This window comes from Plantibacter sp. AC185 (genome assembly GCF_979258065.1).
In genome coordinates this window covers 792,764-813,867 of the sequence record NZ_OZ409831.1, presented here as the reverse complement: position 1 = coordinate 813,867, position 21,104 = coordinate 792,764, and the positions used below count along the sequence as shown (strand labels likewise).

Genomic DNA, 21,104 nt, shown 5'->3' with positions numbered 1-21,104 from the left:
ATTCTGTCGCATCGACGCCGACCGACCCGGCCGACTGGCGGTGCGGGTCGGGCGGTGGGACGCGGCTCAGTCGAGCGAGCGGCCGCGCATGTCCGAGAGGAACAGTGCGGCGACCGCGGCGACGACGAAGAAGGCGGCGAACACGGAGAAGAGCAGGGCCTGTCCTGCGAGGAGGAGCACCGGAACCGACAGCGGGGCGATGATCGAGGCGATGCGGCCGATGCCGGCGGCCCACCCCGCCCCGGTCGCACGGAGCGCCGTCGGATACAGCTCCGGGGTCGTCGCGTACAGGGCGCCCCAGGCGCCGAGGTTGCAGAAGGACAGGCACATGCCGAACACGATGATCATCGGTTCGGTCGTCGCCGTGCCGAACAGGACCGCCGACACCGCGGAGCCCGCGAGGAAGGTCGCGAGCGTCTGCTTCCGGCCCCAGGCCTCGATCAACCACGCCGAGACGGCGTAGCCGGGGATCTGGGCCAGCGTGATGATGAGGGTGAAACCGAAGGACCGCACGAGCGAGAACCCGGAGGCGACGAGGATCGTCGGGATCCAGATGAACGCACCGTAGTAGGAGAAGTTGACGCAGAACCACACGATCCACAGCGATCCGGTGTCGCGGCGGTGCGTGGGCACCCACAGCCCACGGAGGCGCTCGCCGGCGGAGAGGCCGGCGCTCACGGGGGTGTCGGTGGTGGTGTCGCCGGCGGCTTCCGGGTGGGCGACGCCGGCCGATGCCTCGAAGTCACGGACGACGGCTTCTGCCTCGCGGTGGCGCCCACGCGACTCGAGGAAGCGCACCGATTCCGGCAGTCGCGTCCGCACGATGGCCGCGTAGACCGCGGGCAACGCGCCGATGGCGAGCGCCCAGCGCCACCCGTCGTCACTCGTCGGCACGACCAGGTAGCCGATGAGGGCGGCGGCGATCCACCCGATGGCCCAGAACGCCTCCAGGAACACGATGATCCGCCCGCGGATCCGTGGCGGGGCGAACTCGCTCATGAGGGTCGAGGCGACGGGCAGCTCGGCGCCGAGTCCGAGGCCGACGATGAACCGCAGCACGATGAGCACGCCGAGTCCCCAGGCCAGGGCCGAAGCCCCCGTCGCAATGCCGAACACGAGGAGCGTGATCGCGAAGACGTGGCGTCGACCGACCCGGTCGGCGAGCAGACCGCCGAGCGTCGCACCGATGGCCATGCCGAGGAACCCGGCTGAGGCGATCCAGGAGAGCTCCGTGTTCCCGAGCTGCCACTGCACGGCGAGCTGGGCGAGGACGAAGGACACGAGTCCGACGTCCATGGCGTCGAGGGCCCAGCCGACGCCGGAACCGACGAGCAGTCGCCCGTGGGCCTTGGTGAACGGGAGCGCGTCGAGGCGCTCGCTGCGGGTGCGGGGTGTGGTGGGGGCGGTGGACACGTCACCATTCTGGTGCAGGATGTGCCCACCGGCGCCGGTCCGTCGCAGATAGGCTGACGACACGAACTGCAGGCGTGCGGCCGGGCAGTTCACCCGCTCCGCCCGCCGTTCCGTCGAAAGGCCACTCCCGTGACCGATGCACCGCCTCCCGACCCGCAGCAGCCTGACGGTCGCCCGCCGCAATGGCCCGCGGGTCAGCAACCGCAGCAGCCGTATGGTCAGCAGCAGAACCCGTACGGCCAACAGCAGCAGCCGCCGTATGCACAGGGACCGCAGCAGCAGAACCCGTACGGGCAGCAGCAGCCGCAGTACGGACAGGGACCGCAGCAGCAGAACCCGCACGGACAGCAGCAGAACCCGTACCAGCAGAACCCGTACCAGCAGAACCCGTATGGCGGGCAGCAGAACCCCTCCGGCGGGCAGCCGCAGCAGCCGTATCAGCCGCAGCAGACCCCGTACCAGCAGCAGCCACCGCAGGGCCCTCCAGGGTACGGTCAGCAGCCGCCGCCTCCCGGTGCCCCGAAGCGAAAGCGGACGGGGCTCATCATCGCCCTCGCCGTCGGTGTCCCGCTCGTGTTGGCGGCGATCATCACCGTCGTCGCTCTCGTCCTCACGCAGGGTGGCGCACCGGTCGCGGACCCGAGCCCCACCCGCTCGGCCACCCCGACGAAGACCGCGTCGCCGACGCCCACCGAGACGGACTCGACGCCCGAGCCGACGAAGACCTACGTCTCCATTCCTCCCGACCTCGACTTCGCGGCCGGGCAGGACGTCCCCGCCGAATGGACGGCCTACCTGACGAACGACCTGGACTCGTCCTGGGCGGCGATCGGTCCGGACCGGAACGGCGTCGAGATCTATCGGAACGCGGCGACCTCGTGCGACGTCGGACTCGGCGACATCGCGCTGACGCCTGACGAGATCGCGGTCGGAGACGACGAGAAGTCGAGTGACGCCTACATGGCGAAGTACGTCGGGGCCGACTACGTCAAAGCGGACGGCACGACGGAACAACTGAACTACAACAGCGGTGGGGGCCTCATCGAGTTCCGGGTCCTGTCGTGGACCCAGCCCTCGGGGGAGCGCACGTACTGGGGCGTCCGGTCGCTCACGAAGATGGGGATCCTCGTCGTCTTCACCTTCACGTGCAAGGACCAGGGGTCGCTCGACCTGCTCGCGAACGACGTCGTGAACCTCATCTCCGTGGAGCTGCTCCCGAGGCGCTGACCGGTCCCGGCGTCAGAACGCGCGGAGGACCGCCTGCGCGACCGTGAAGATCGCGAGGCCGGCGAGCGCGCCGACGATGGTGCCGTTCAAGCGGATGAACTGCAGGTCGCGTCCCACGAGCAGCTCGATCTTCTGGGTCGTCTCCCGGGCGTCCCAACGCTCGACGGTCTCGGTGATGATGCTCGCGATGTCGTGCCGGTAGCGGGTGACGACGTAGGACAGGGCGTCCGCGACGCGGGTGTCGACGCGGGTGGAGAACGCCCGGTCGGTCGACAGTCGCCGGCCGAAGTCCGCGATGGTGCCGGCGATCCGCACGCGGAGGTCGCTGTCGGGGGCGTCGAGTGCCTCGAGAAACGCGTTCTTCGCGGCCGCCCAGGTCTTACCGGCGACCTCCCGGACACGAGGACTGTCGATGACCTCGTGCTTGGCGTTCTCGAAGCGGGTGATGGTCGCGTCGTCGTGCTGCAGTTGCTCCGCGAGCTCGCCGAGGTAGCCGTCGAGGGCATGACGGAGCTGGTGCTCGGGGTCCGCGCGGACGGCCTGGACGAAGGACACGGCCTCCCGGTAGAGCTTGTCGTCCACCAGCCGGTCGACGAAGGACGGCACCCAGGTCGGCAGACGGCTCGAGACCAGGCGTTCGAACGCCTTCGGATTCGTGCTCAGCCATTCACCCGTGCGGTCGAGGAGGAGGTCGACCGCGTCGTGGTGCGCGCCGACGCCGACGATGTGCTCGACCCAACGGCCGATGTTCGGGGCCCACTGCGGGTCGATGAGGTGTTTGGACGCCAACGCCTCGATGACTTCGCGGACGTCGTCGTCGGACAGCGTCTCCAGCAGACCCCGCACCGCGATGGACCCCTCGGCGGTGACCCGCTCGGCGTTCGCGGGCTCGGACAACCATCCGCCGAGCTTCTCCGAGACGGAGACGGACGCGAGCTTCTGCCGCACGACCTCCTCGGAGAGGAAGTTGGTCTCCACGAACTCGCCGAGGCTGACGCCGATCTCGTCCTTGCGCTTCGGGATGATCGCCGTGTGGGGGATCGGGATGCCGAGCGGGTGCCGGAAGAGGGCGGTGACGGCGAACCAGTCCGCGAGCGCCCCGACCATGCCGCCTTCCGCAGCGGCCCTGACGTACGCCAACCACGGGTAGCGTCCCTCGAGTGCGAACGCGACGGCGAAGATGACCGCCATGACGAGGAGCAGTCCGGTGGCCAGGCGCTTCATCGAGCGCAGGGCTCGCGCGCGGTCCGCGTCGGCAGCGGTGAGTTCGAGTGTGGGGGAGCTCGTCATCCGCCCATCCTAGGCTCGTCGCCCGTGTCCTCCGGTCCGATGGAGCAGGAGGACACCGTACCCCCTGGTGGTACCCTGAGCCGGTGATCGAAGACATCAAGAAGCGGGCCCTGCACCGGACGAAGATCCTTGAGGGCCAGATGCGTGGCCTCGAGAAGATGATCGAGAACGAGGACTACTGCATGGACATCATCACGCAGTCCCTCGCCATCCAGAAGTCGCTGGGGTCCCTCAACAAGCTGCTCGTCGAGAACCACCTGCTGACGCACGTCACGCAGATGTTCGAGGAGGGCGGGGACAGCAAGGACGCCGCGGTCGGCGAGCTCCTGCGGATCTTCGAGCTCAGCAACAACCGCGGCTGAGCCGGGCCGTCAGGCCGGCCCGAGCCGTCGCACGGGCCCGAGCAGAGCCGTCACGCGGGCCCGAGCCAGGCGTTCGCGACCGTTGCGTGGGCGGACTCGTCGTCGGAGGGATGGAACATCCCGGCGAGGACGTCGCGATACAGCCGGCCCAATTCGCTCGCGGCGAAGTAGCTGCCGCCGCCGGCGACCCGGATCGCCTGATCGACGACCTCGCGGGCGGTCTCCGTCGCGCGGACCTTGAGCCCGACGAGTTTCGGGAACCAGAGCGCGCCATGGTCGACCCCGTCGTCGAGGTCCCGGGCGATGCCGGCGAGCTGTGGCAGCATGCCGTCGTACGCGATGGCGGCCGAGGCTATCCGACGGCGGATGTCGGGGTCCGCCGCGTAGCTCGCACCTCCGGCCTTCTTCGACGTCTTCCGGTGGGCGGTCTCGACCGCGAGTCGGAGGGCGCGTTCGCCGATGCCCGTGTACACGGCGGCGATGAGGGTCTCGAAGCAGGCGAAGATCCCGAAGACGATGGGGTCCGGGTTGGGCCCGGGATCGAGGCGTCGGACGATGTGCTCCGCCGTCGACTCGGCCCCCTGGAGCAGGGTCGTCCTGCTCTGGCTGGCGCGCATCCCGACGGTGTCCCAGTCGTCGAGGATCTCGAAACCGCCGCGTGAGCGATCGATGAAGCCGTAGACGACCTTCGGACCGTCGGCCGAGGTCGTGTCGAGCCCGGTCGTCCCCAGCCAGGTCCACGCGGGCGACAGCGAGGTGAAGATCTTCCGGCCGTGGAACCGATAGGAACCGTCGGGGCCCGGACGGGCTTCGGTGTCGGATCCGAAGAGCACGAGATCGTTGCCCGCTTCGCTGACCCCGAACGCGTACAGCTCGTCCCCGGCAGCTCCCTCGAGGACGAAGCGGAGCGAGTCGTCTCCTCGGGCGTGGAGCAGTCGCGCGACCCCCGTCCACACGAGATGCATGTTGATCGCGAGAGCGGTCGCCGGGGCGGCGGTCGCGAGCCGGGACTGGAGCAGCGTGACCTCGCTCAGGCCGAGGCCGAGGCCGCCGAACTCCCCGGGGACGAACGCCCGGAGATAGCCGCACGCTCGCAGCTCGGCGAGGTCCTCGTCGAAGAAGGCGTTCTCGCGGTCCGCCACGGCGGCACGTTCGCGGATGCGCTCGACGAGCCCGTCACTGAGGATCGAGGCGGGGTCGAACGATCGATCGGACGGGTGGTGCTGCGCTTGAGCGGTCACCGGTCCATTGTCGCATCGGGCCCGGCCGAGGTGGCAGGTGTCTGCGAGCGGCGAGCAGCGCGCCGACGGCCCGACCTGACGAGGAGCACCACGACCGCGGCGACGACTGCGAGGGGGAGCAGCCACGGCACCAGGACGCCGACCACGACGACCAGTCCCGAGGCGGCGGCGACGAGCGCGTTCCACCCGGCGACCACGCCGCCCCAGAAGTCGGTGGGCACACCCGGCGCGACCACGCCTGGGGCCACGAAGCTCACGAACACGGAGGAGAAGTCGACCTGATCGGCGAGCGCGTCGCGCTGGGCGACGAGCCCGTCCAGTTCCGCCTGCCGCTGGGACAGGCTGGTCTCGGCGGCGAGGAGGTCGGCCGTCGTGGTCGAAGCCGCCATGAGTCCGAGCAGTCGGTCGACCGAGGCCTGGAGGGCGGTGACCCGCGCGTCGAGGTCGGCGGCCTGTGCCGTGACGTCCACCGCGGACACGGAGAGGTTGTTCACCGTGCCGAGCGCCTGCAGCTGCGCGAGCACGTCGTCGAAGTCGTCGGCAGGGATGCGGACCGTCAGGGTCGCCTGCGCGGCCTGGTCGGAGGTGCCCGGAGTCTCGTCGCGGCTGTCGACGCGCCCGCCCGCCTCGGTGACGATCCGGGTGGCGTCCGTCGCGGTGCTGATCGGGTCGTCAGCGGTGACGGTGAGTGAACCGGTCGTGACCACCTGCTGTTGCGTGAGGTCGGGGGAGGCAGCGCCGTCGACACCGACCTGCGCGTCGCCGGCGACCTGGCCGGGCGCGGGCATCGCAGCTCGCGAGTCGCTGCCGGCCTCGGTGCTCGACCCGGCCGAGCAGCCCGAGAGGACGAGCCCGACGAGGACGGCGGAGACGAACACGGTGGTGGTGCGGGTCACTGCGGAGCGCTTCATGGCATCACCCTAGGGAGCCGCCGCACCGCGGAGGTGCAGGGACCCTGGGAAGCGGGTCACGATCAGGTCTCGCGACGCGCATCACCCGAGGGAGCCGCTGCACCGCGGAGGTGCAGGGACCGTGGGAAGCGGGTCGTGATCAGGTCTCGCGACGCGATCGCTGTTCGAGTTGCAGCTCGGCCCAATCGCCGATGGCCTTCGTGGTCTCCGCCGGGCGGTCCCGGTGCACGTTGTGACCGGCGCCCTGGACGATCGTCAGGCTGACCTGGCGGTTGGCGAGGACCTCGGCGGCGAGCGCGCCGCGGAAGAGGCTGTACACCTCAGGGTCGGAGGCGATCACGAAGGTCGGGTTGCGCAGAGCGGCCGCCGCGGGGCGGACGTCCCACGGATGGTTCTGTTCGCTCGTCTGCTCGATCGCCCACCGGCTCGCCTCGGACACCGCCTGGACCTTGATCTCCACGTCGAGTGGGTGCCACTCGGGGTTCTTCGCGCGGACGGATGCGATCGTGTTGTCGGCGAAGGCGGCCTCCTGGCTGGCCCGGATGATCTCGGCGTCGTGGTCGTCGAGCGCGATGGCGGGGTCGAGCAGCACGACCGCCGCCGCCCATCGGGGATCGGCTGCGGCGGCGACCGCCGTGGCGGCGCCTCCGAGCGAGTGTCCGACGACGAGGTCCCACGCGGCGTGCCCGACGCCGGGCACGGGGGTCGGCCTGGTGGCCAGCAGATCGGCGGCGTAGGCCTCGACCCGGTAGTCCAACGCACGCGGGGCGACGCCGTGGCCGCGGAGGTCGACCGCCTCCACGAGCCAACCGCGATCGGCCAGGGCTGCGCAGATGCGCCAGGTGCTCGGACCGTTGCTGCCGAGTCCGTGGACCACGAGCGCCCGAGCCGGCGCGTCGTGGCGACCCCAGCGGTGACGTGGGAGCTCCACGGGCGTGATCGTGCGGGCGGCGAGGCTGGAAGCGGTGTCGACGACGGGCTCGGTCATGCGTTCAGCCTACGGTCTCGCGTCAGTCGAGCCGGTCCGGGTCGGTGCCGATGCGCTCGCCGTTCTCGAGCGCCGAGATGGCGGCCAGGTCGTCGGCGTCGAGGGTGAAGTCGAACACGGCGAAGTTCTCCGAGATCCGCGCCGGTGTGGCCGACTTGGGGATGACGATGTTGCCGAGCTGCAGGTGCCAGCGCAGCACGACCTGCGCGACCGTGCGCCCGTGCTTCTGTGCGATGGCCCCGAGGTCGGAGGTGGCGTCGGATCCGTCCGCGGCGGGCGTGAAGAAGCGGCCGCGGGCGAGTGGTGACCAGGCCTCGGTCGCGATGCCGTGTGCCGCGTTGACGGCGCGCAACTCCCGCTGGGGGAGGAACGGGTGGAGTTCGATCTGGTTGACGGCCGGGGTGACCTCCGCCGACTCCAGGAGCCGTTCGAGATGGCTGCGGTGGAAGTTCGAGACGCCGATGGAGCGGGTTCGTCCCTCGGCCCGCAACCGCTCGAGCGCGCGCCAGGTCTCGCGGTACCGGTCCTGGCGCGGGGCCGGCCAGTGGATGAGGTACAGGTCGACGTGGTCGAGGCCGAGGAGGTCGAGGCTCGTGTCGAACGCGCGCAGCGTCTCCTCGTACCCCTGATCGGTGTTCCAGACCTTCGTCGTGACGAAGAGCTCGTCGCGGGGGATGCCCGACTCGCGGATCGCGACGCCGGTGCCGCGCTCGTTGCCGTACAGCGAGGCGGTGTCGATGTGGCGGTACCCGACCTCCAGCGCCGTCTGCACGATCTCGGTGCTGGCCAGGTCCGGGACCTTGTAGACGCCGAAGCCGAGCTGGGGGATCGTGTGCCCGTCGTTGAGGGGGACGGTCGGGGTGCTGTCTGCCATGGCACCAGTATCCTCGACAGGGCCACCGTCACCGTCGAAAGGGAGCCCATGCCGCAACTCATGATCGTCACTGGGAGCGTCCGTCCCGAGCGGGTGGGCGGTGCCGTCGCCGACTGGGTCGCGGGTGTGGCCGAGGCGGACGAGCGGTTCACCGTCGATGCGGTCGATCTCCGGGAGCTGGCGTTGCCGTTCATGGACGAGCCCGCGCACCCGCGGAAGCGCGCCTACGTCCACCCGCACACGATCGCCTGGAGCGAGCGGGTCGATCGGACGGACGCCTTCGTGTTCGTGACGCCCGAGTACAACTACAGCTACGCGCCCGCCCTCAAGAACGCGCTCGACTACCTCATGCACGAGTGGGCGCGGAAGCCGGTCGGGATCGTCAGCTACGGCGGGCTGTCGGGCGGAACCCGCGGTGTCGTCGCGCTTCGACCTGTCCTGCAGGCACTCGGCCTCGTCAGTACCGGTGCGAACGTGGAGATCCCGTACGTCTCACGGCAGATCGCCGACGGGGTGTTGACGCCCAACGACCGCCAGACGACGATGCTCCCGATGCTGCTGGGCGAACTGGCCGCACTCGACGGGGCCCTCGCGCCGCTGCGCGCCGCCGACTGAAGCAGGGCGGCTCAGGACGGGTGGGTGTTGATCGGCTCGGTATCGGGGATGGGGCTCGCATCGCGGCCGCGGAGGTCGGGGTGCCACCGGTGACCGATCCACGGGATGACGAAGCCGAACAGCGCGAACACGCCGGCGACCCAGAACGCGCCGACCGCTCCGGAGCCGTCGATGAGGAAGCCGGCCGCCGCCGACCCCATCGCGGCACCGATGAGCTGGCCGGTGCCGACCCAGCCGTAGGCCTCGGCGGTGTCGCTGAACTTCACGCTCGCCGAGACGATGGCGAACAGCACGGCGAGGGCCGGAGCGATGCCGATGCCGGCGATGAAGAGGGTGACCGACAGCCACCAGGCGTTGAGGAAGAGGCTCGCGACGGCGAGTCCGGCGAAGACGATGAAGATGCGCCGCGCCAGCGCGTAGGGACCGATCGGGGTGTGTCCGAGGGCGAGGCCGCCGGCCAGCGAGCCGACCGAGAAGATCGCAAGGACGATACCGGCCTCGAGGCCGTCGTGCCCGAAGGTCGCGACGACGCCCGCCTCGACGGCCGAACAGGCGCCGATGAGGAGGAAGCCGACGACGGTGGCGAGGAGGACCGGTGGGCGCTTGAGCACCTGTCCGAGTTTGCGACGGCTCCTCGGGATGCGGACGCGCCCGACCTCCGGTGAGGAGATGAACCACAGGCAGCCGACGACCATGATCACCGCCGCCAGGGCGATGCCCCAGACCGTGCCGACCTGGGTGGACACGAAGGTGGTCACGACGGGCCCGAGCACCCAGATGATCTCTTGGGCCGAGGCGTCGAGGGAGAACAGCGGGGTGAGCTGCTGGGAGGTGACGAGCTTCGGGTAGATGGTGCGGACCGCGGGCTGGACGGGCGGCGTGCTCAGCCCGGCGACGAATCCGACCGCCATGTAGGCGGGGACGGTCATGGTGACGAGGGCGATGGTCGTGACGGAGACGGCACAGACCGCGAGGGTGAGGAGGAGCACCTTGCGGATGCCCCAGACGCCCATCCACCGACTCGTGAGAGGCCCGGCGATCGCCTGCCCGATGCTCGTCGCGGCCAGGACGAGCCCGGCGGCCCCGTAGGACCCGGTGACCTGCTCGATGTGGAGCAGGAAGGCCAGCGAGAGCATCCCGAACGGGAAGCGTGCAGTGAGCTGCGCCGCGATGATCCGGGCGACGCCGGGGGTACGAAGAAGGTCACGGTAGCTGCTCACAAGGACACCAGTCTAGGGACCGGTTCCGACACGCGCGACACGCCCGCGACACGCCCAAACCGACAACGGATGTCGGAGGTGCGGCGGAGAATCTCGCCTGTGGATAGATATCCCTCAGACGGGGGAGAAAAGGCCGTCAATCCGGGATTTTCGCGTCGCCCACGAGCGTTGTACCCAGTGGAGAACCGGTGGATAACTCGCCCGAAACGGTGGAGAACCCGGTGGAAAACTACAGGGCTGTAACTACTAGCCCTTGTGGTCGACCTGAAGACCGCCATCTATATGTAGTATTGGAACCCCGGCGCAGGACGCCGTGGGAATCACCAGATTTTGAGGGGAAGGCACGAAGAGCTATGGCAATCACGGTCTACACGAAGCCCAGTTGCGTGCAGTGCACCGCGACGTACCGCGCACTCGACAACAAGGGCATCGAGTACAACATCCTCGACCTCTCGGTCGACGAGAACGCGCTCGAGCAGGTCAAGGCCCTCGGCTACCTGCAGGCACCGGTCGTCATCACCGAGGAAGACCACTGGTCGGGCTTCCGTCCCGACAAGATCGAAGAGCTCGCCGCACGTCTGGCTTGAGCCCACGGTCGCAGGCGTCATCATGAGCCGGCTCCAGCAGCACCGCACCATCCGACCGTCCGGACGTCGACGAGGAGGCCACCCGTGCAACCACGGCTGATCTACTTCTCCAGCATTTCCGGCAACACGCATCGCTTCATGCAGAAGCTCGACCTGCCCTCGTTGCAGATCCCGCTGTATGCGAAAGACGAAGCCGTGCACGCCACGGCACCCTACGTCCTCGTGACCCCCACCTACGGCGGGGGCAACGGCGACGGAGCGGTGCCCAAACAGGTGATCCGGTTCCTCAACGTGGAGGCCAACCGTTCCCTGATCCGCGGGGTCATCGCCGCCGGCAACACGAACTTCGGCGAGGCCTATGGCCTTGCCGGCGACGTGATCGCCAGCAAATGCAAGGTCCCGCACCTGTACCGCTTCGAACTCTTCGGAACCCAGGACGATGTCACCACCGTCCACAATGGATTGGAATCATTTTGGCAGCAGCGCCAGTTTCAGTGATCGACGCACCGTCGACGAGCCAGATGGACTACCACTCGCTCAACGCGATGCTCAACCTCTACGGCCCGAACGGCGAGATCCAGTTCGACAAGGACCGTGAGGCCGCGCGGGAGTACTTCCTCCAGCACGTCAACCAGAACACCGTCTTCTTCCACTCGCTGAAGGAACGGCTCGACTACCTCGTCGAGAAGGAGTACTACGAGCAGGCGGTGCTCGACAAGTACTCGTTCGACTTCATCCAGGAGCTCAACGACCTGGCCTACTCGAAGAAGTTCCGCTTCCAGACCTTCCTCGGCGCGTTCAAGTACTACACCTCGTACACGCTGAAGACCTTCGACGGCAAGCGCTACCTCGAGCGGTTCGAGGACCGCGTCGTCATGACCGCCCTCGGTCTCGCCGACGGCGACCAGCAGCTCGCGGTCGCGCTCGTCGAGGAGATCATCGCGGGTCGGTTCCAGCCGGCGACGCCCACCTTCCTCAACTCGGGCAAGGCCCAGCGCGGCGAGCTCGTCTCCTGCTTCCTCCTCCGCATCGAGGACAACATGGAGTCGATCGCCCGTGGCATCAACTCCGCGCTCCAGCTCTCGAAGCGTGGCGGCGGCGTGGCGCTCTCGCTGTCGAACATCCGTGAGTCCGGTGCACCGATCAAGCAGATCGAGAACCAGTCGAGCGGCATCATCCCCGTGATGAAGCTCCTCGAGGACTCCTTCAGCTACGCGAACCAGCTCGGCGCGCGTCAGGGCGCCGGCGCGGTATACCTCAACGCACACCACCCCGACATCCTGCGCTTCCTCGACACCAAGCGTGAGAACGCCGACGAGAAGATCCGGATCAAGACGCTGTCCCTCGGCGTCGTCGTCCCCGACATCACCTTCGACCTCGCGAAGAAGGGCGAGGACATGTACCTGTTCTCCCCGTACGACGTCGAGCGCGTCTACGGTGTACCGTTCGGCGACATCTCGGTGAGCGAGAAGTACCACGAGATGGTCGACGACTCCCGCATCAAGAAGACGAAGATCAACGCCCGCGAGTTCTTCCAGACCATCGCGGAGATCCAGTTCGAGTCCGGCTACCCGTACATCGTGTTCGAAGACACGGTGAACAAGGCGAACCCCATCAAGGGCCGCATCAACATGTCGAACCTCTGCTCGGAGATCCTCCAGGTCAACACGCCGACCACCTACAACGAGGACCTCTCGTACAAGGAGATCGGCAAGGACATCTCCTGCAACCTCGGCTCGCTGAACATCGCGCTCACGATGGACTCGCCCGACTTCGGTCGCACGGTCGAGACCGCCATCCGCGGCCTCACCTCCGTGTCCGACCAGAGCCACATCTCCTCGGTGCGTTCGATCGAGGATGGCAACGACAAGTCGCACGCCATCGGCCTCGGCCAGATGAACCTCCACGGCTACCTCGCCCGCGAGCGCGTGCACTACGGCAGCCCCGAGGGCATCGACTTCACGAACATCTACTTCTACACGGTGGTGTTCCACGCGCTGCGTGCCTCGAACCTCATCGCCAAGGAGCGCGGGGAGACCTTCGACGGTTTCGCCGACTCGCAGTACGCGTCGGGTGAGTTCTTCGACAAGTACATCGACCAGGTCTGGGAGCCCGAGACGGCTCGTGGCCGCGAGCTCTTCGAGCAGGCCGGCGTGCAGATCCCGACGCAGGCGGACTGGACGGCCCTCAAGGCGTCCATCCAGGAGTACGGCATCTACAACCAGAACCTCCAGGCCGTCCCGCCGACCGGTTCGATCTCCTACATCAACAACTCCACGTCGTCGATCCACCCGATCGCGTCGAAGATCGAGATCCGCAAGGAAGGCAAGCTCGGTCGCGTGTACTACCCGGCTCCGTTCATGACGAACGACAACCTGGAGTACTACGAGGACGCCTACGAGATCGGTGCCGAGAAGATCATCGACACGTACGCCGCGGCGACGCAGCACGTCGACCAGGGTCTGTCGCTGACGCTGTTCTTCAAGGACACCGCCACCACGCGCGACATCAACAAGGCGCAGATCTACGCGTGGAAGAAGGGCATCAAGACCATCTACTACATCCGTCTCCGCCAGCTCGCGCTCGAGGGCACGGAAGTCGACGGCTGCGTCAGCTGCATGCTCTAAGGAGCTTCGCGCTTCGTCATCCGCACTTCGACAGGCTCAGTGACCGGGTATCCGGTCCCTGAGCCTGTCGGAGGCTCATTCGTATCACCGGTCCGTCGAGGGCCATCAGCATCACCGGTCCCTGAGCCTGTCGAAGGGCCAACCCCACTTCCCGATAGAGGACACCAATTCATGTCAGAGAAGCTCAAGCTGGTCGACCGCGTCCAGGCGATCAACTGGAACAAGATCGAGGACGAGAAGGACGTCGAGGTCTGGAACCGCCTCGTCAACAACTTCTGGCTGCCCGAGAAGATCCCGCTGTCGAACGACGTCCAGTCGTGGAACACCCTGACGCCGCAGGAGCAGCAGCTCACCATGCGCGTGTTCACGGGCCTCACGCTCCTCGACACGATCCAGGGCACCGTCGGCGCCGTCGCCCTCATCCCCGATGCGATCACCCCGCACGAGGAGGCCGTCTACACGAACATCGCGTTCATGGAGTCGGTGCACGCGAAGAGCTACTCCTCGATCTTCTCCACGCTCAGCAGCACGAAGGAGATCGACGAGGCGTTCCGCTGGTCGGTCGAGAACCCGAACCTGCAGAAGAAGGCGTCCATCGTCCTCGACCGCTACCACGGTGACGACCCGCTGAAGCGGAAGGCCGCCTCGACCCTGCTCGAGTCGTTCCTCTTCTACTCGGGTTTCTACCTGCCCATGCACTGGTCGAGCCGCGCGAAGCTCACCAACACCGCCGACATGATCCGCCTGATCATCCGCGATGAGGCCGTGCACGGGTACTACATCGGCTACAAGTTCCAGAAGGGACTCGAGAAGCTGACGCAGGCCGAGCGCGACGACGTCAAGGACTACACGTTCTCGCTGCTCTATGAGCTCTACGACAACGAGGTGCAGTACACGCAGGACCTCTACGACGAGGTCGGTCTCACCGAGGACGTCAAGAAGTTCCTGCACTACAACGCCAACAAGGCGCTCATGAACCTCGGCTACGAGGCCATGTTCCCGAAGACGGTCACGGACGTGAACCCGGCGATCCTGTCGGCGCTCTCCCCGAACGCCGACGAGAACCACGACTTCTTCTCGGGCTCCGGCTCCTCCTACGTGATCGGCAAGGCCGTGGTCACGGAAGACGAGGACTGGGACTTCTAGTCACCGCGCAAGCACTGCGCTGAACACACGAGGGCCGGATGGAATCCACGATTCCATCCGGCCCTCAGGCGTTCAGCGTGTAGCGGCGTCAGCCGCCGAGGCCACCGAAGCCGGCCAGGAAGAAGTAGAAGAACGCCGTCGCGCCCTGGACGACCGGGAGGAAGAGCGCCGCGATCGCGGTGACCACGATCGTGAGGATGACGACGAGTGAGACGAGACTCACGACACCGTTGCGTCCGGCGCTCGGCGTCTCGACGGATTCGGCGACGAGCAGCTCGTCCATGGTCGCTTCAGTCGTCAGCATCGTTCTCCCTGTGGCTCTGGTGTCCTCGACCCTACCTGGCGATCCGCCGTGCGCCGCTGACTCGCCCGAGGATGTTCGAATCCGACGCGGAAACGCGCAGATTCGGGCGACTCAGCGACGGCGGGTGCTCAGCGGCGGGTGGACCAGAGGGCCCAGGCGATGAGCACGGGCTGGAAGAAGAGGCGGGTGAAGCGGCGGCTGTCCGTGTCGAGACCGAAGGCGTCGCGGCGGTTGAGCCACTGGGAGAGGTTACCCGGGAAGATCGCGGTGAAGAACGCCGCAGCGAGGTTGCCGACGGCCGTCCGCTTGACACCGGAGGCGAGTGCCGCACCCAGGGCGATCTCGACGACGCCCGAGGCGAGCACGGTGGTGTCCTCGTCGATCGGGACCCATTCCGGCACCTGTGCCTGGAAGTCCTTCCGAGCGAAGGTCAGGTGGCTGATGCCGGCGAACACGAGTGCGCCTCCGAGCAGCAGACGTGCGGCGGTGCGGGCTTTCGATCCAGCCATGAGGGTCCTCTCGACGATGGTGATGTCACCACGCTATCCGGAGATCGGTGGACCGACGGCGGGTTGCGAGTGCACAGATGTCCAGCGGCAGGCCGCTCAGCCGTCGATCTGCGAGTTCGCGTCGAGACGGTGCCAGGTGCGGTTGTGGTAGACGAGCGGTGCGCCGTCGAAGCTGGGGCTGAATGTCGGGGCGGCGGGAGCGGGCGCCTCGGCGGCAGGCTCGGCCCGGACCGGCTCCTCGGCCGCTTGCGGCTGCGAGACGCTCGACTCCAGCGCGTGCACCGCGATGACCGTCGAGGTGCCTGCCTCCATGCGGTTGACGATGCGTCCGCGGATCCAGACGCCGTTGCCCGTGAAGTACGGCTCGCCCGTCGGCAGGCGGTCCCAGATGGAGGTGTCGGCGAAGCGGTCGATCCCACTCGTCGCGCAGAGCTTCGCGATGTGCAGCTGCTCGGAACCCAGGAGGTGGACGACGACGGTGTCGGACGCGGTGATGGTCGGTGCGCTCGAGGACAGCGACGACACGGAGAAGACGAGGAGCGGCGGTTCCGCACTGACGGAGAAGACCGAGGTGGCGGTGAGTCCCACCGGCCCGCTGCCGTCGTCCGCGGTGATGACCGAGACGCCGGCCGGGTGCTGACGGAACGCCGCCTTGAAGTCGTCGGGGGACAGGGAGGCGAAACCGGGGGCGACCTCGCCACCGTCGACGGGGGACGGCAAGGCGGTCACGGAGGCGGCTGCCGGGTGGACTGAGCTCACGGGGGATCCTTCGAACGGCTGTGGACGACTGCTGCAACGCCGATTCGATCGGCGCTGCACAGGCTACGTTTCGCTCATCCGGCCGGAGCTGCAACTCTGTTACCCGGTGTGACGGCGACCGAGCGTTCGGGCGCAGGTCTCGTCGACCTCGCCTGCGTACGCTGGACGCATGCCCATTCTCATCGCCCCGGACGACCTCGCAGCCCTGATCGCCTCCGAGACGCCGGTGCGCGTCCTCGACGTGCGGTGGCGACTCGACGCACCGGACGGCCGGCCCGCCTACCTCGAGGGGCACCTGCCCGGCGCCGTGTACGTCGACCTCGACCACGAGCTGGCCGACCACGTACCGACCGGAGAAGCGGCCGTCCGAGGCCGTCATCCCCTGCCTGATCGTGAGGCGCTTCAGGGGTCTGCGCGATCGTGGGGCGTCGACGACGGCGACGTGATCGTGGTCTACGACGATCTCAAGAGCCTGTCGGCGGCGCGCGCCTGGTGGGTGCTGCGGAACGCGGGCATCGCGGACGTCCGCATCCTCGACGGCGCGTTCCGGGCGTGGACGGACGCCGGACTGCCCCTGGAGCGCGGCGAGGTCGTCCCGGAACCCGGGACGGTCACGCTGACCGCAGGTGTCCTGCCGACCATCGACATCGACACCGCCGCGACGTGGGCGGGCGAGGGACGGGTGCTACTCGACGCGCGCGCCGGCGAACGGTACCGGGGCGAGGTCGAACCGATCGACCCTCGGTCCGGTCACATCCCCGGAGCGCTCAGCACGCCGACGACCGCCAACGTCGGCACAGACGGCCGATTCCTGTCGCCTGAGACCCTCCGTGAGCAGTTCCTCGCCGCGGGCGTGCCGGAGGACGCGACGGTCGCGACCTACTGCGGCAGCGGGGTGACCGCGGCGCACAACGCGGCCGCACTCACTCTGGCCGGCTTCGAACCGGTGCTGTACCCGGGGTCGTGGAGCGAGTGGGCGAACCACCCGGAGCGTCCGGTGGCGACGGGACCCGACGCCTGAATCGCTGACCCCGGTCATCGAGCCTGTCGAGATGCGCCCTTCGACAGGCTCAGGGACCGGGGCCCTTCGACAAGCTCAGGGACCGGCGCCCTTCGACAGGCTCAGGGACCGGGGAACACTAGCCCGCGAGGACCTTCTGCAGGCGCTGCAACGAGACCGATTCGGCCGTGCCCAGCTGCTGGGCGAACAGGCTGATCCGGAGCTCCTCGAGCATCCACCGGGCCTTCACGAGGTGCTCCGGAGCCTCGGCGGGCAGTGGGATCGTGCCACCGGCGGCCTCGAACCGCGCCAACGCCGTCTGCGCCTCCGTCATCCACACCCGGTCGCGGTTCGGGTTGTCCGTCAGCCGCTCGGCGCGGTAACGGATGCCGGCGAGGTAGCGGGGCAGATGCTCGAGTCGTGCTGAGCCCGTCCGGGAGACGAAGCCCGGGAAGACCAGTCCGTCGAGCTGGCCCCGCATGTCGGTGAGGGCCGCGAGCAGCGTCATGCTCGTCGCCGCCTTCATGGCCTTCTCCGTGTCGCGCGCGGCCTGCAGGATGCGGGCGACGATGGCGACCGTCTGGAACATGCGGTCCATGACCGAGGCGGAGACGCGGTCGCGAAGCGTCTCGTACTGCAGCCGGGAGAACACCTGTCCGTCGGGTACCACACGGAACAGGACATCGTCGATGCAGGCGGCGAGGCAGTCCTCGAACAACGCCGGCGTCGACCGGTAGGGGCTCGTCGCGAGCGCGAGCTTCTCGTTGGCCTTGAGGTGCTGCTGCACGTACGCCGTCGGGGACGGGATCGCGAGCAGGAGGAGGCGGCGCACCCCCGCGGGCATGGCGCGGGCCTGGTCGGCCTCCGTGCTCATGATCCGGATCGACACGCTCGTGCCGTCGTCGACGATCGCAGGGTAGCCGCGGATCACGCCGTCCTCCTGGCGGATGTCGATGAAGCGGGGGAGGTCGTCGAAGTCCCACCTGGTGAACCCGGACCGTTCGATGGCGTTGGGCACTCTGGCGGCGGCGACCTTGGCGACGCTCGCCCGCGTGCGCTGCTTGAGGCGCTGCTGCAGCTCGACGAGGTCCTTGCCGCTGGCGAGCGTCCGGCCGCGCTCGTCGATGACCCGGAAGGTCACGAGCAGGTGCTCGGGGACGCGTTCCATCTCGAAGTCCGAAGCCGAGATGTCCATGTAGGAGAGCCGTTTGATCGCGTTCGCGAGACGGGTGGCGAAGGAGTCCTCGGCGGCGGGACTGCCGGGGGCGACCGCCGGGACGTCGGCGGGGAGCTCGGCGAGCAGCTTCGCCGCCCAGTCGGCCGCAGGCACGATGTTCCGACGCAGGGCCTTCGGGAGCGCCTTGATCATCGCCGTGATGAGGTCCCGACGGAGACCGGGGACCTGCCAGTCGAAGCCCGCGGGCGAGAGCCGGTCGAGCAGGGCGAGCGGGACGATGACCGTCACGCCGTCGTCGTCGCTTCCGGGCTCGAAACGGTAGCTGAGCTTCAACCGCTGGTCGGCCTGCACCCACTCGGCGGGGAAGCGGTCCTCATCCACCGCCGGAGCGTCCTCGGGGAGGAGGTCCTCCTGGCGCATCGTGAGCAGCTCGGGCTCGTCGACGCGCGTCTTGCGCCACCAGGATTCGAAGCCCCGCGTCGTCGAGATCTCGGCAGGGACGCGGGCGTCGTAGAAGTCGAAGACGGCTTCGTCGTCGAAGAGGATGTCGCGGCGTCGCGTCCGCTCCTCGAGCTCACTCAGCTCTTTGCGCAGTCGTCGGTTCGCGCGGTGGAAGTCGAACAGCTTGTCGCGACCGATGTCGTGGGTCCACTCGCCGTCGACGAGCGCGTGCCGCAGGAACAGTTCACGGGCCTGTTCCTGGTCGATGCGACCGAACTGCACCCGGCGGCGCGGCACGATCGGCACGCCGAAGAGGGTCACCTTCTCGAAGGCGACGGCGGAGCCATGGTTCTTCTCCCAATGTGGCTCGCTGTACGAGCGCTTGCAGAGGTCGACGGCGATCTGCTCCGCCCATGCCGGGTCGATCGAGGCGTTGGTGCGGGCGAACAGCCGACTCGTCTCCACGAGTTCCGCGCTCATCACGGCGTTCGGCTGCTTCTTCGCGAGCGCGGACCCGGGGAAGAGGACGAAGCGCGTCTGGCGGGCGCCGATGTAGTCGCCCTTCTTCGCGGTCTTCGTCGCCGGTGGAGCGTTCCGGCCCTTCACGACCGGAGCGACGGTCTGGTCCTTCAGCCCGATGTGGGAGAGGAGCCCGGCGAGGAGCGACTTGTGGATGCCGTCGGGGTTCACCGTCGGCTCGTTGATCGTCAGGCCGAGGGGCTTCGCGAGTTGACGCAGCTGGCGGTAGACGTCGTGCCACTCGCGGACGCGGAGGTAGTTGAGGAACTCGTTCTTGCAGAGCCGACGGAACGCGCTCGACGACAGCTCGTCCTGTTTCTCCTCGAGGTAGTTCCAGAGGTTCAGGAGGGCGAGGAAGTCGCTCGTGGGGTCGACGAACCGGCGGTGCAGTTCGTCGGCCTTCTGCCGGTGCTCGAGCGGTCGTTCGCGTGGGTCCTGGATGGTGAGCGCCGCGACGATCGCGAGCACCTCCCGCGACACCCCGTGCCGCTTCGACTCCACGACCATGCGCGCGAACCGCGGATCGATCGGCAGGCGGCTGAGGTCGCGCCCCACCCGCGTGAGGCGTGGACCGCCGCCCCGAGGTGAGCCGTCGGCGAAGGTGCGCGTCTCGATCGCGCCGAGTTCGGACAGCAGGTCGACGCCGTCCTTGATGCCGCGGGCGTCCGGCGGCTGGAGGAAGGGGAAGGCGGCGATGTCGCCGAGGCCGAGGGAGATCATCTGCAGGATCACCGCGGCGAGGTTCGTGCGGAGGATCTCCGGTTCGGTGAACTCCGGGCGCTTCGCGAAGTCGTCCTCCGAGTAGAGCCGGATGGCGATGCCGTCGCTCGTACGGCCGGATCGACCCGAACGCTGGTTCGCCGACGCCTGCGAGATCGCCTCGATGGGGAGCCGCTGCACCTTGGAGCGCACGCTGTAGCGCGAGATGCGGGCGGTTCCGGCGTCGATGACGTACTTGATGCCGGGCACCGTGAGGCTCGTCTCGGCCACGTTCGTCGCGAGGATGATGCGCCGGCGGAGGCCTGCCACGGTCGACGGCTGGAACACGCGGTGCTGGTCGGCGGAGGAGAGCCGGCCGTAGAGCGGCAGCACCTCGGTGCCGGGCAGGTTGCGGCCGCGGATGGCGTCGGCGGCGTCGCGGATCTCCGTCTCGCCGGACAGGAAGACGAGGACGTCGCCCATCGACTCGCGCGCCAGCTCGTCGAGGGCGGCGTTGATGCCTTCGAGGTAGTCGCGGTCGGCGGCTTCGGACTCCGGGGCGTCCTCGTCGTCGTCGGTGGGCTCGTCGGCCACGAGCGGCCGGTAGCGGATCTCGACCGGGTACGTGCGGCCGGAGACCTCGACGATGGGCGCTCCGTCGAAATGCTTCGAGAAGCTCTCCGGGTCGATCGTCGCGGACGTGATGATGACCTTGAGGTCGGGGCGCTGGGGGAGGAGCTGCTTGAGGTAGCCGAGCAGGAAGTCGATGTTGAGGCTGCGCTCGTGCGCCTCGTCGATGATGATCGTGTCGTACTTGCGCAGCATCCGGTCGCGGTGGATCTCGTTCAGCAGGATGCCGTCGGTCATCAGCTTGATCTTCGTCGCCTTCGACGCCTGATCGGTGAAGCGGACCTGGTAGCCGACGATGCCACCGAGCTCCTGGCCGAGTTCCTCCGAGATGCGTTCGGCGATCGTGCGCGCGGCCAGTCGTCGGGGCTGCGTGTGCCCGATGGATTCGCGACCGAGCTCGAGGCAGATCTTCGGCAGCTGAGTGGTCTTGCCGGAACCCGTCGCTCCCGCGACGATGACGACCTGGTGCTCGCTGATGGCACGCGCGATGTCCGCGCGGGCGGCACTGACCGGCAGCTCGGGCGGGTAGGAGATTCGGAGGTCGGACATCAGCCCTCCATCGTAT

19 protein-coding genes are annotated in these 21,104 nt (G+C 68.2%); 8 read left to right on the top strand and 11 right to left on the bottom strand.

The window, feature by feature from the left end; genetic code table 11:
- Positions 1–66: 66 nt before the first annotated feature.
- Positions 67–1,413: an MFS transporter gene (locus tag ACZZZB_RS03895; protein ID WP_463529045.1), complete on the bottom strand. Its 1,347-nt coding sequence runs from the start codon at positions 1,411–1,413 to the stop codon at positions 67–69.
- Between the two features lie 129 nt (positions 1,414–1,542).
- On the opposite strand from ACZZZB_RS03895, the gene ACZZZB_RS03890 reads away from it, so the two are divergent.
- Entirely contained in the window at positions 1,543–2,640 is a 1,098-nt protein-coding gene (locus ACZZZB_RS03890; RefSeq protein WP_463529044.1) for a hypothetical protein, read from the top strand.
- Between the two features lie 12 nt (positions 2,641–2,652).
- On the opposite strand, the gene ACZZZB_RS03885 is transcribed toward ACZZZB_RS03890, so the two are convergent.
- The gene (locus ACZZZB_RS03885; protein ID WP_463529043.1) at positions 2,653–3,930 is read right to left on the bottom strand and encodes a DUF445 domain-containing protein; all 1,278 of its coding nucleotides are present in this window, start codon (positions 3,928–3,930) and stop codon (positions 2,653–2,655) included.
- Between the two features lie 83 nt (positions 3,931–4,013).
- On the opposite strand from ACZZZB_RS03885, the gene ACZZZB_RS03880 reads away from it, so the two are divergent.
- Entirely contained in the window at positions 4,014–4,292 is a 279-nt protein-coding gene (locus ACZZZB_RS03880) for a metal-sensitive transcriptional regulator (protein WP_064296530.1), read from the top strand.
- A 50-nt stretch (positions 4,293–4,342) separates the two neighbouring features.
- Here the strand turns inward: ACZZZB_RS03880 and ACZZZB_RS03875 are convergent, their stop codons facing one another.
- The 4 genes from ACZZZB_RS03875 to ACZZZB_RS03860 form a co-directional block, all read right to left on the bottom strand.
- On the bottom strand, positions 4,343–5,533 hold the full coding sequence (locus ACZZZB_RS03875; protein ID WP_274499593.1) for an acyl-CoA dehydrogenase family protein: 1,191 nt from the start codon (positions 5,531–5,533) through the stop codon (positions 4,343–4,345).
- Positions 5,530–6,444 (bottom strand): DUF4349 domain-containing protein, encoded by a 915-nt coding sequence (locus ACZZZB_RS03870; RefSeq protein ID WP_079705411.1) that lies wholly within the window; start codon positions 6,442–6,444, stop codon positions 5,530–5,532. Before ACZZZB_RS03870 ends, ACZZZB_RS03875 begins: the two co-directional genes overlap by 4 nt.
- Positions 6,445–6,583: 139 nt before the next feature.
- On the bottom strand, positions 6,584–7,432 hold the full coding sequence (locus ACZZZB_RS03865) for an alpha/beta fold hydrolase (protein WP_191940715.1): 849 nt from the start codon (positions 7,430–7,432) through the stop codon (positions 6,584–6,586).
- A 22-nt stretch (positions 7,433–7,454) separates the two neighbouring features.
- Positions 7,455–8,306: an aldo/keto reductase gene (locus ACZZZB_RS03860; RefSeq protein ID WP_124768924.1), complete on the bottom strand. Its 852-nt coding sequence runs from the start codon at positions 8,304–8,306 to the stop codon at positions 7,455–7,457.
- Between the two features lie 48 nt (positions 8,307–8,354).
- On the opposite strand from ACZZZB_RS03860, the gene ACZZZB_RS03855 reads away from it, so the two are divergent.
- A complete protein-coding gene (locus tag ACZZZB_RS03855) occupies positions 8,355–8,921 on the top strand; it encodes an NADPH-dependent FMN reductase (protein ID WP_124768925.1) in 567 nt (188 codons plus the stop codon).
- 11 nt (positions 8,922–8,932) lie between these two features.
- Here the strand turns inward: ACZZZB_RS03855 and ACZZZB_RS03850 are convergent, their stop codons facing one another.
- Positions 8,933–10,141: an MFS transporter gene (locus ACZZZB_RS03850; protein ID WP_079705417.1), complete on the bottom strand. Its 1,209-nt coding sequence runs from the start codon at positions 10,139–10,141 to the stop codon at positions 8,933–8,935.
- A 353-nt stretch (positions 10,142–10,494) separates the two neighbouring features.
- On the opposite strand from ACZZZB_RS03850, the gene nrdH reads away from it, so the two are divergent.
- The 4 genes from nrdH (at position 10,495) to nrdF (ending at position 14,501) form a co-directional block, all read left to right on the top strand.
- Entirely contained in the window at positions 10,495–10,728 is a 234-nt protein-coding gene (gene nrdH, locus ACZZZB_RS03845; protein ID WP_056007615.1) for a glutaredoxin-like protein NrdH, read from the top strand.
- 84 nt (positions 10,729–10,812) lie between these two features.
- The gene (nrdI, locus tag ACZZZB_RS03840) at positions 10,813–11,226 is read left to right on the top strand and encodes a class Ib ribonucleoside-diphosphate reductase assembly flavoprotein NrdI (protein WP_064296523.1); all 414 of its coding nucleotides are present in this window, start codon (positions 10,813–10,815) and stop codon (positions 11,224–11,226) included.
- 23 nt (positions 11,227–11,249) lie between these two features.
- Positions 11,250–13,355 carry a class 1b ribonucleoside-diphosphate reductase subunit alpha gene (gene nrdE / locus ACZZZB_RS03835; RefSeq protein ID WP_079706251.1) on the top strand — a complete coding sequence of 702 codons (2,106 nt, stop codon included), beginning with the start codon at positions 11,250–11,252 and terminating at the stop codon, positions 13,353–13,355.
- Between the two features lie 171 nt (positions 13,356–13,526).
- Positions 13,527–14,501 (top strand): class 1b ribonucleoside-diphosphate reductase subunit beta, encoded by a 975-nt coding sequence (gene nrdF, locus ACZZZB_RS03830; RefSeq protein WP_056007612.1) that lies wholly within the window; start codon positions 13,527–13,529, stop codon positions 14,499–14,501.
- Between the two features lie 88 nt (positions 14,502–14,589).
- Here nrdF and ACZZZB_RS03825 read toward each other — a convergent pair whose 3' ends face one another.
- From ACZZZB_RS03825 to ACZZZB_RS03815, 3 genes are all read right to left on the bottom strand, one after another.
- Positions 14,590–14,805: a hypothetical protein gene (locus ACZZZB_RS03825; protein ID WP_191940724.1), complete on the bottom strand. Its 216-nt coding sequence runs from the start codon at positions 14,803–14,805 to the stop codon at positions 14,590–14,592.
- A gap of 128 nt (positions 14,806–14,933) precedes the next feature.
- On the bottom strand, positions 14,934–15,314 hold the full coding sequence (locus ACZZZB_RS03820) for a DoxX family protein (RefSeq protein WP_079705419.1): 381 nt from the start codon (positions 15,312–15,314) through the stop codon (positions 14,934–14,936).
- Positions 15,315–15,410: 96 nt separating this feature from the next.
- The gene (locus tag ACZZZB_RS03815) at positions 15,411–16,043 is read right to left on the bottom strand and encodes a flavin reductase family protein (protein WP_202939166.1); all 633 of its coding nucleotides are present in this window, start codon (positions 16,041–16,043) and stop codon (positions 15,411–15,413) included.
- Between the two features lie 199 nt (positions 16,044–16,242).
- Here ACZZZB_RS03815 and ACZZZB_RS03810 point away from each other — a divergent pair, with 199 nt between their 5' ends.
- A complete protein-coding gene (locus tag ACZZZB_RS03810) occupies positions 16,243–17,094 on the top strand; it encodes a sulfurtransferase (protein WP_463529042.1) in 852 nt (283 codons plus the stop codon).
- A 118-nt stretch (positions 17,095–17,212) separates the two neighbouring features.
- Here ACZZZB_RS03810 and hrpA read toward each other — a convergent pair whose 3' ends face one another.
- Positions 17,213–21,088 carry an ATP-dependent RNA helicase HrpA gene (hrpA, locus tag ACZZZB_RS03805; RefSeq protein WP_463529041.1) on the bottom strand — a complete coding sequence of 1,292 codons (3,876 nt, stop codon included), beginning with the start codon at positions 21,086–21,088 and terminating at the stop codon, positions 17,213–17,215.
- Positions 21,089–21,104: the final 16 nt, after the last annotated feature.

What these genes read in the sequence shown, in the direction of transcription:
- nrdE (WP_079706251.1), top strand. Translation starts at nt 11,250, where the DNA reads ATGGACTACCACTCGCTCAACGCGATGCTCAACCTCTACGGCCCGAAC.
- ACZZZB_RS03825 (WP_191940724.1), bottom strand. Translation starts at nt 14,805, where the DNA reads ATGCTGACGACTGAAGCGACCATGGACGAGCTGCTCGTCGCCGAATCC.
- ACZZZB_RS03810 (WP_463529042.1), top strand. Translation starts at nt 16,243, where the DNA reads ATGCCCATTCTCATCGCCCCGGACGACCTCGCAGCCCTGATCGCCTCC.
- nrdF (WP_056007612.1), top strand. Translation starts at nt 13,527, where the DNA reads ATGTCAGAGAAGCTCAAGCTGGTCGACCGCGTCCAGGCGATCAACTGG.
- nrdH (WP_056007615.1), top strand. Translation starts at nt 10,495, where the DNA reads ATGGCAATCACGGTCTACACGAAGCCCAGTTGCGTGCAGTGCACCGCG.
- ACZZZB_RS03870 (WP_079705411.1), bottom strand. Translation starts at nt 6,444, where the DNA reads ATGAAGCGCTCCGCAGTGACCCGCACCACCACCGTGTTCGTCTCCGCC.
- ACZZZB_RS03865 (WP_191940715.1), bottom strand. Translation starts at nt 7,432, where the DNA reads ATGACCGAGCCCGTCGTCGACACCGCTTCCAGCCTCGCCGCCCGCACG.
- ACZZZB_RS03860 (WP_124768924.1), bottom strand. Translation starts at nt 8,306, where the DNA reads ATGGCAGACAGCACCCCGACCGTCCCCCTCAACGACGGGCACACGATC.
- ACZZZB_RS03855 (WP_124768925.1), top strand. Translation starts at nt 8,355, where the DNA reads ATGCCGCAACTCATGATCGTCACTGGGAGCGTCCGTCCCGAGCGGGTG.
- ACZZZB_RS03820 (WP_079705419.1), bottom strand. Translation starts at nt 15,314, where the DNA reads ATGGCTGGATCGAAAGCCCGCACCGCCGCACGTCTGCTGCTCGGAGGC.
- hrpA (WP_463529041.1), bottom strand. Translation starts at nt 21,088, where the DNA reads ATGTCCGACCTCCGAATCTCCTACCCGCCCGAGCTGCCGGTCAGTGCC.
- ACZZZB_RS03885 (WP_463529043.1), bottom strand. Translation starts at nt 3,930, where the DNA reads ATGACGAGCTCCCCCACACTCGAACTCACCGCTGCCGACGCGGACCGC.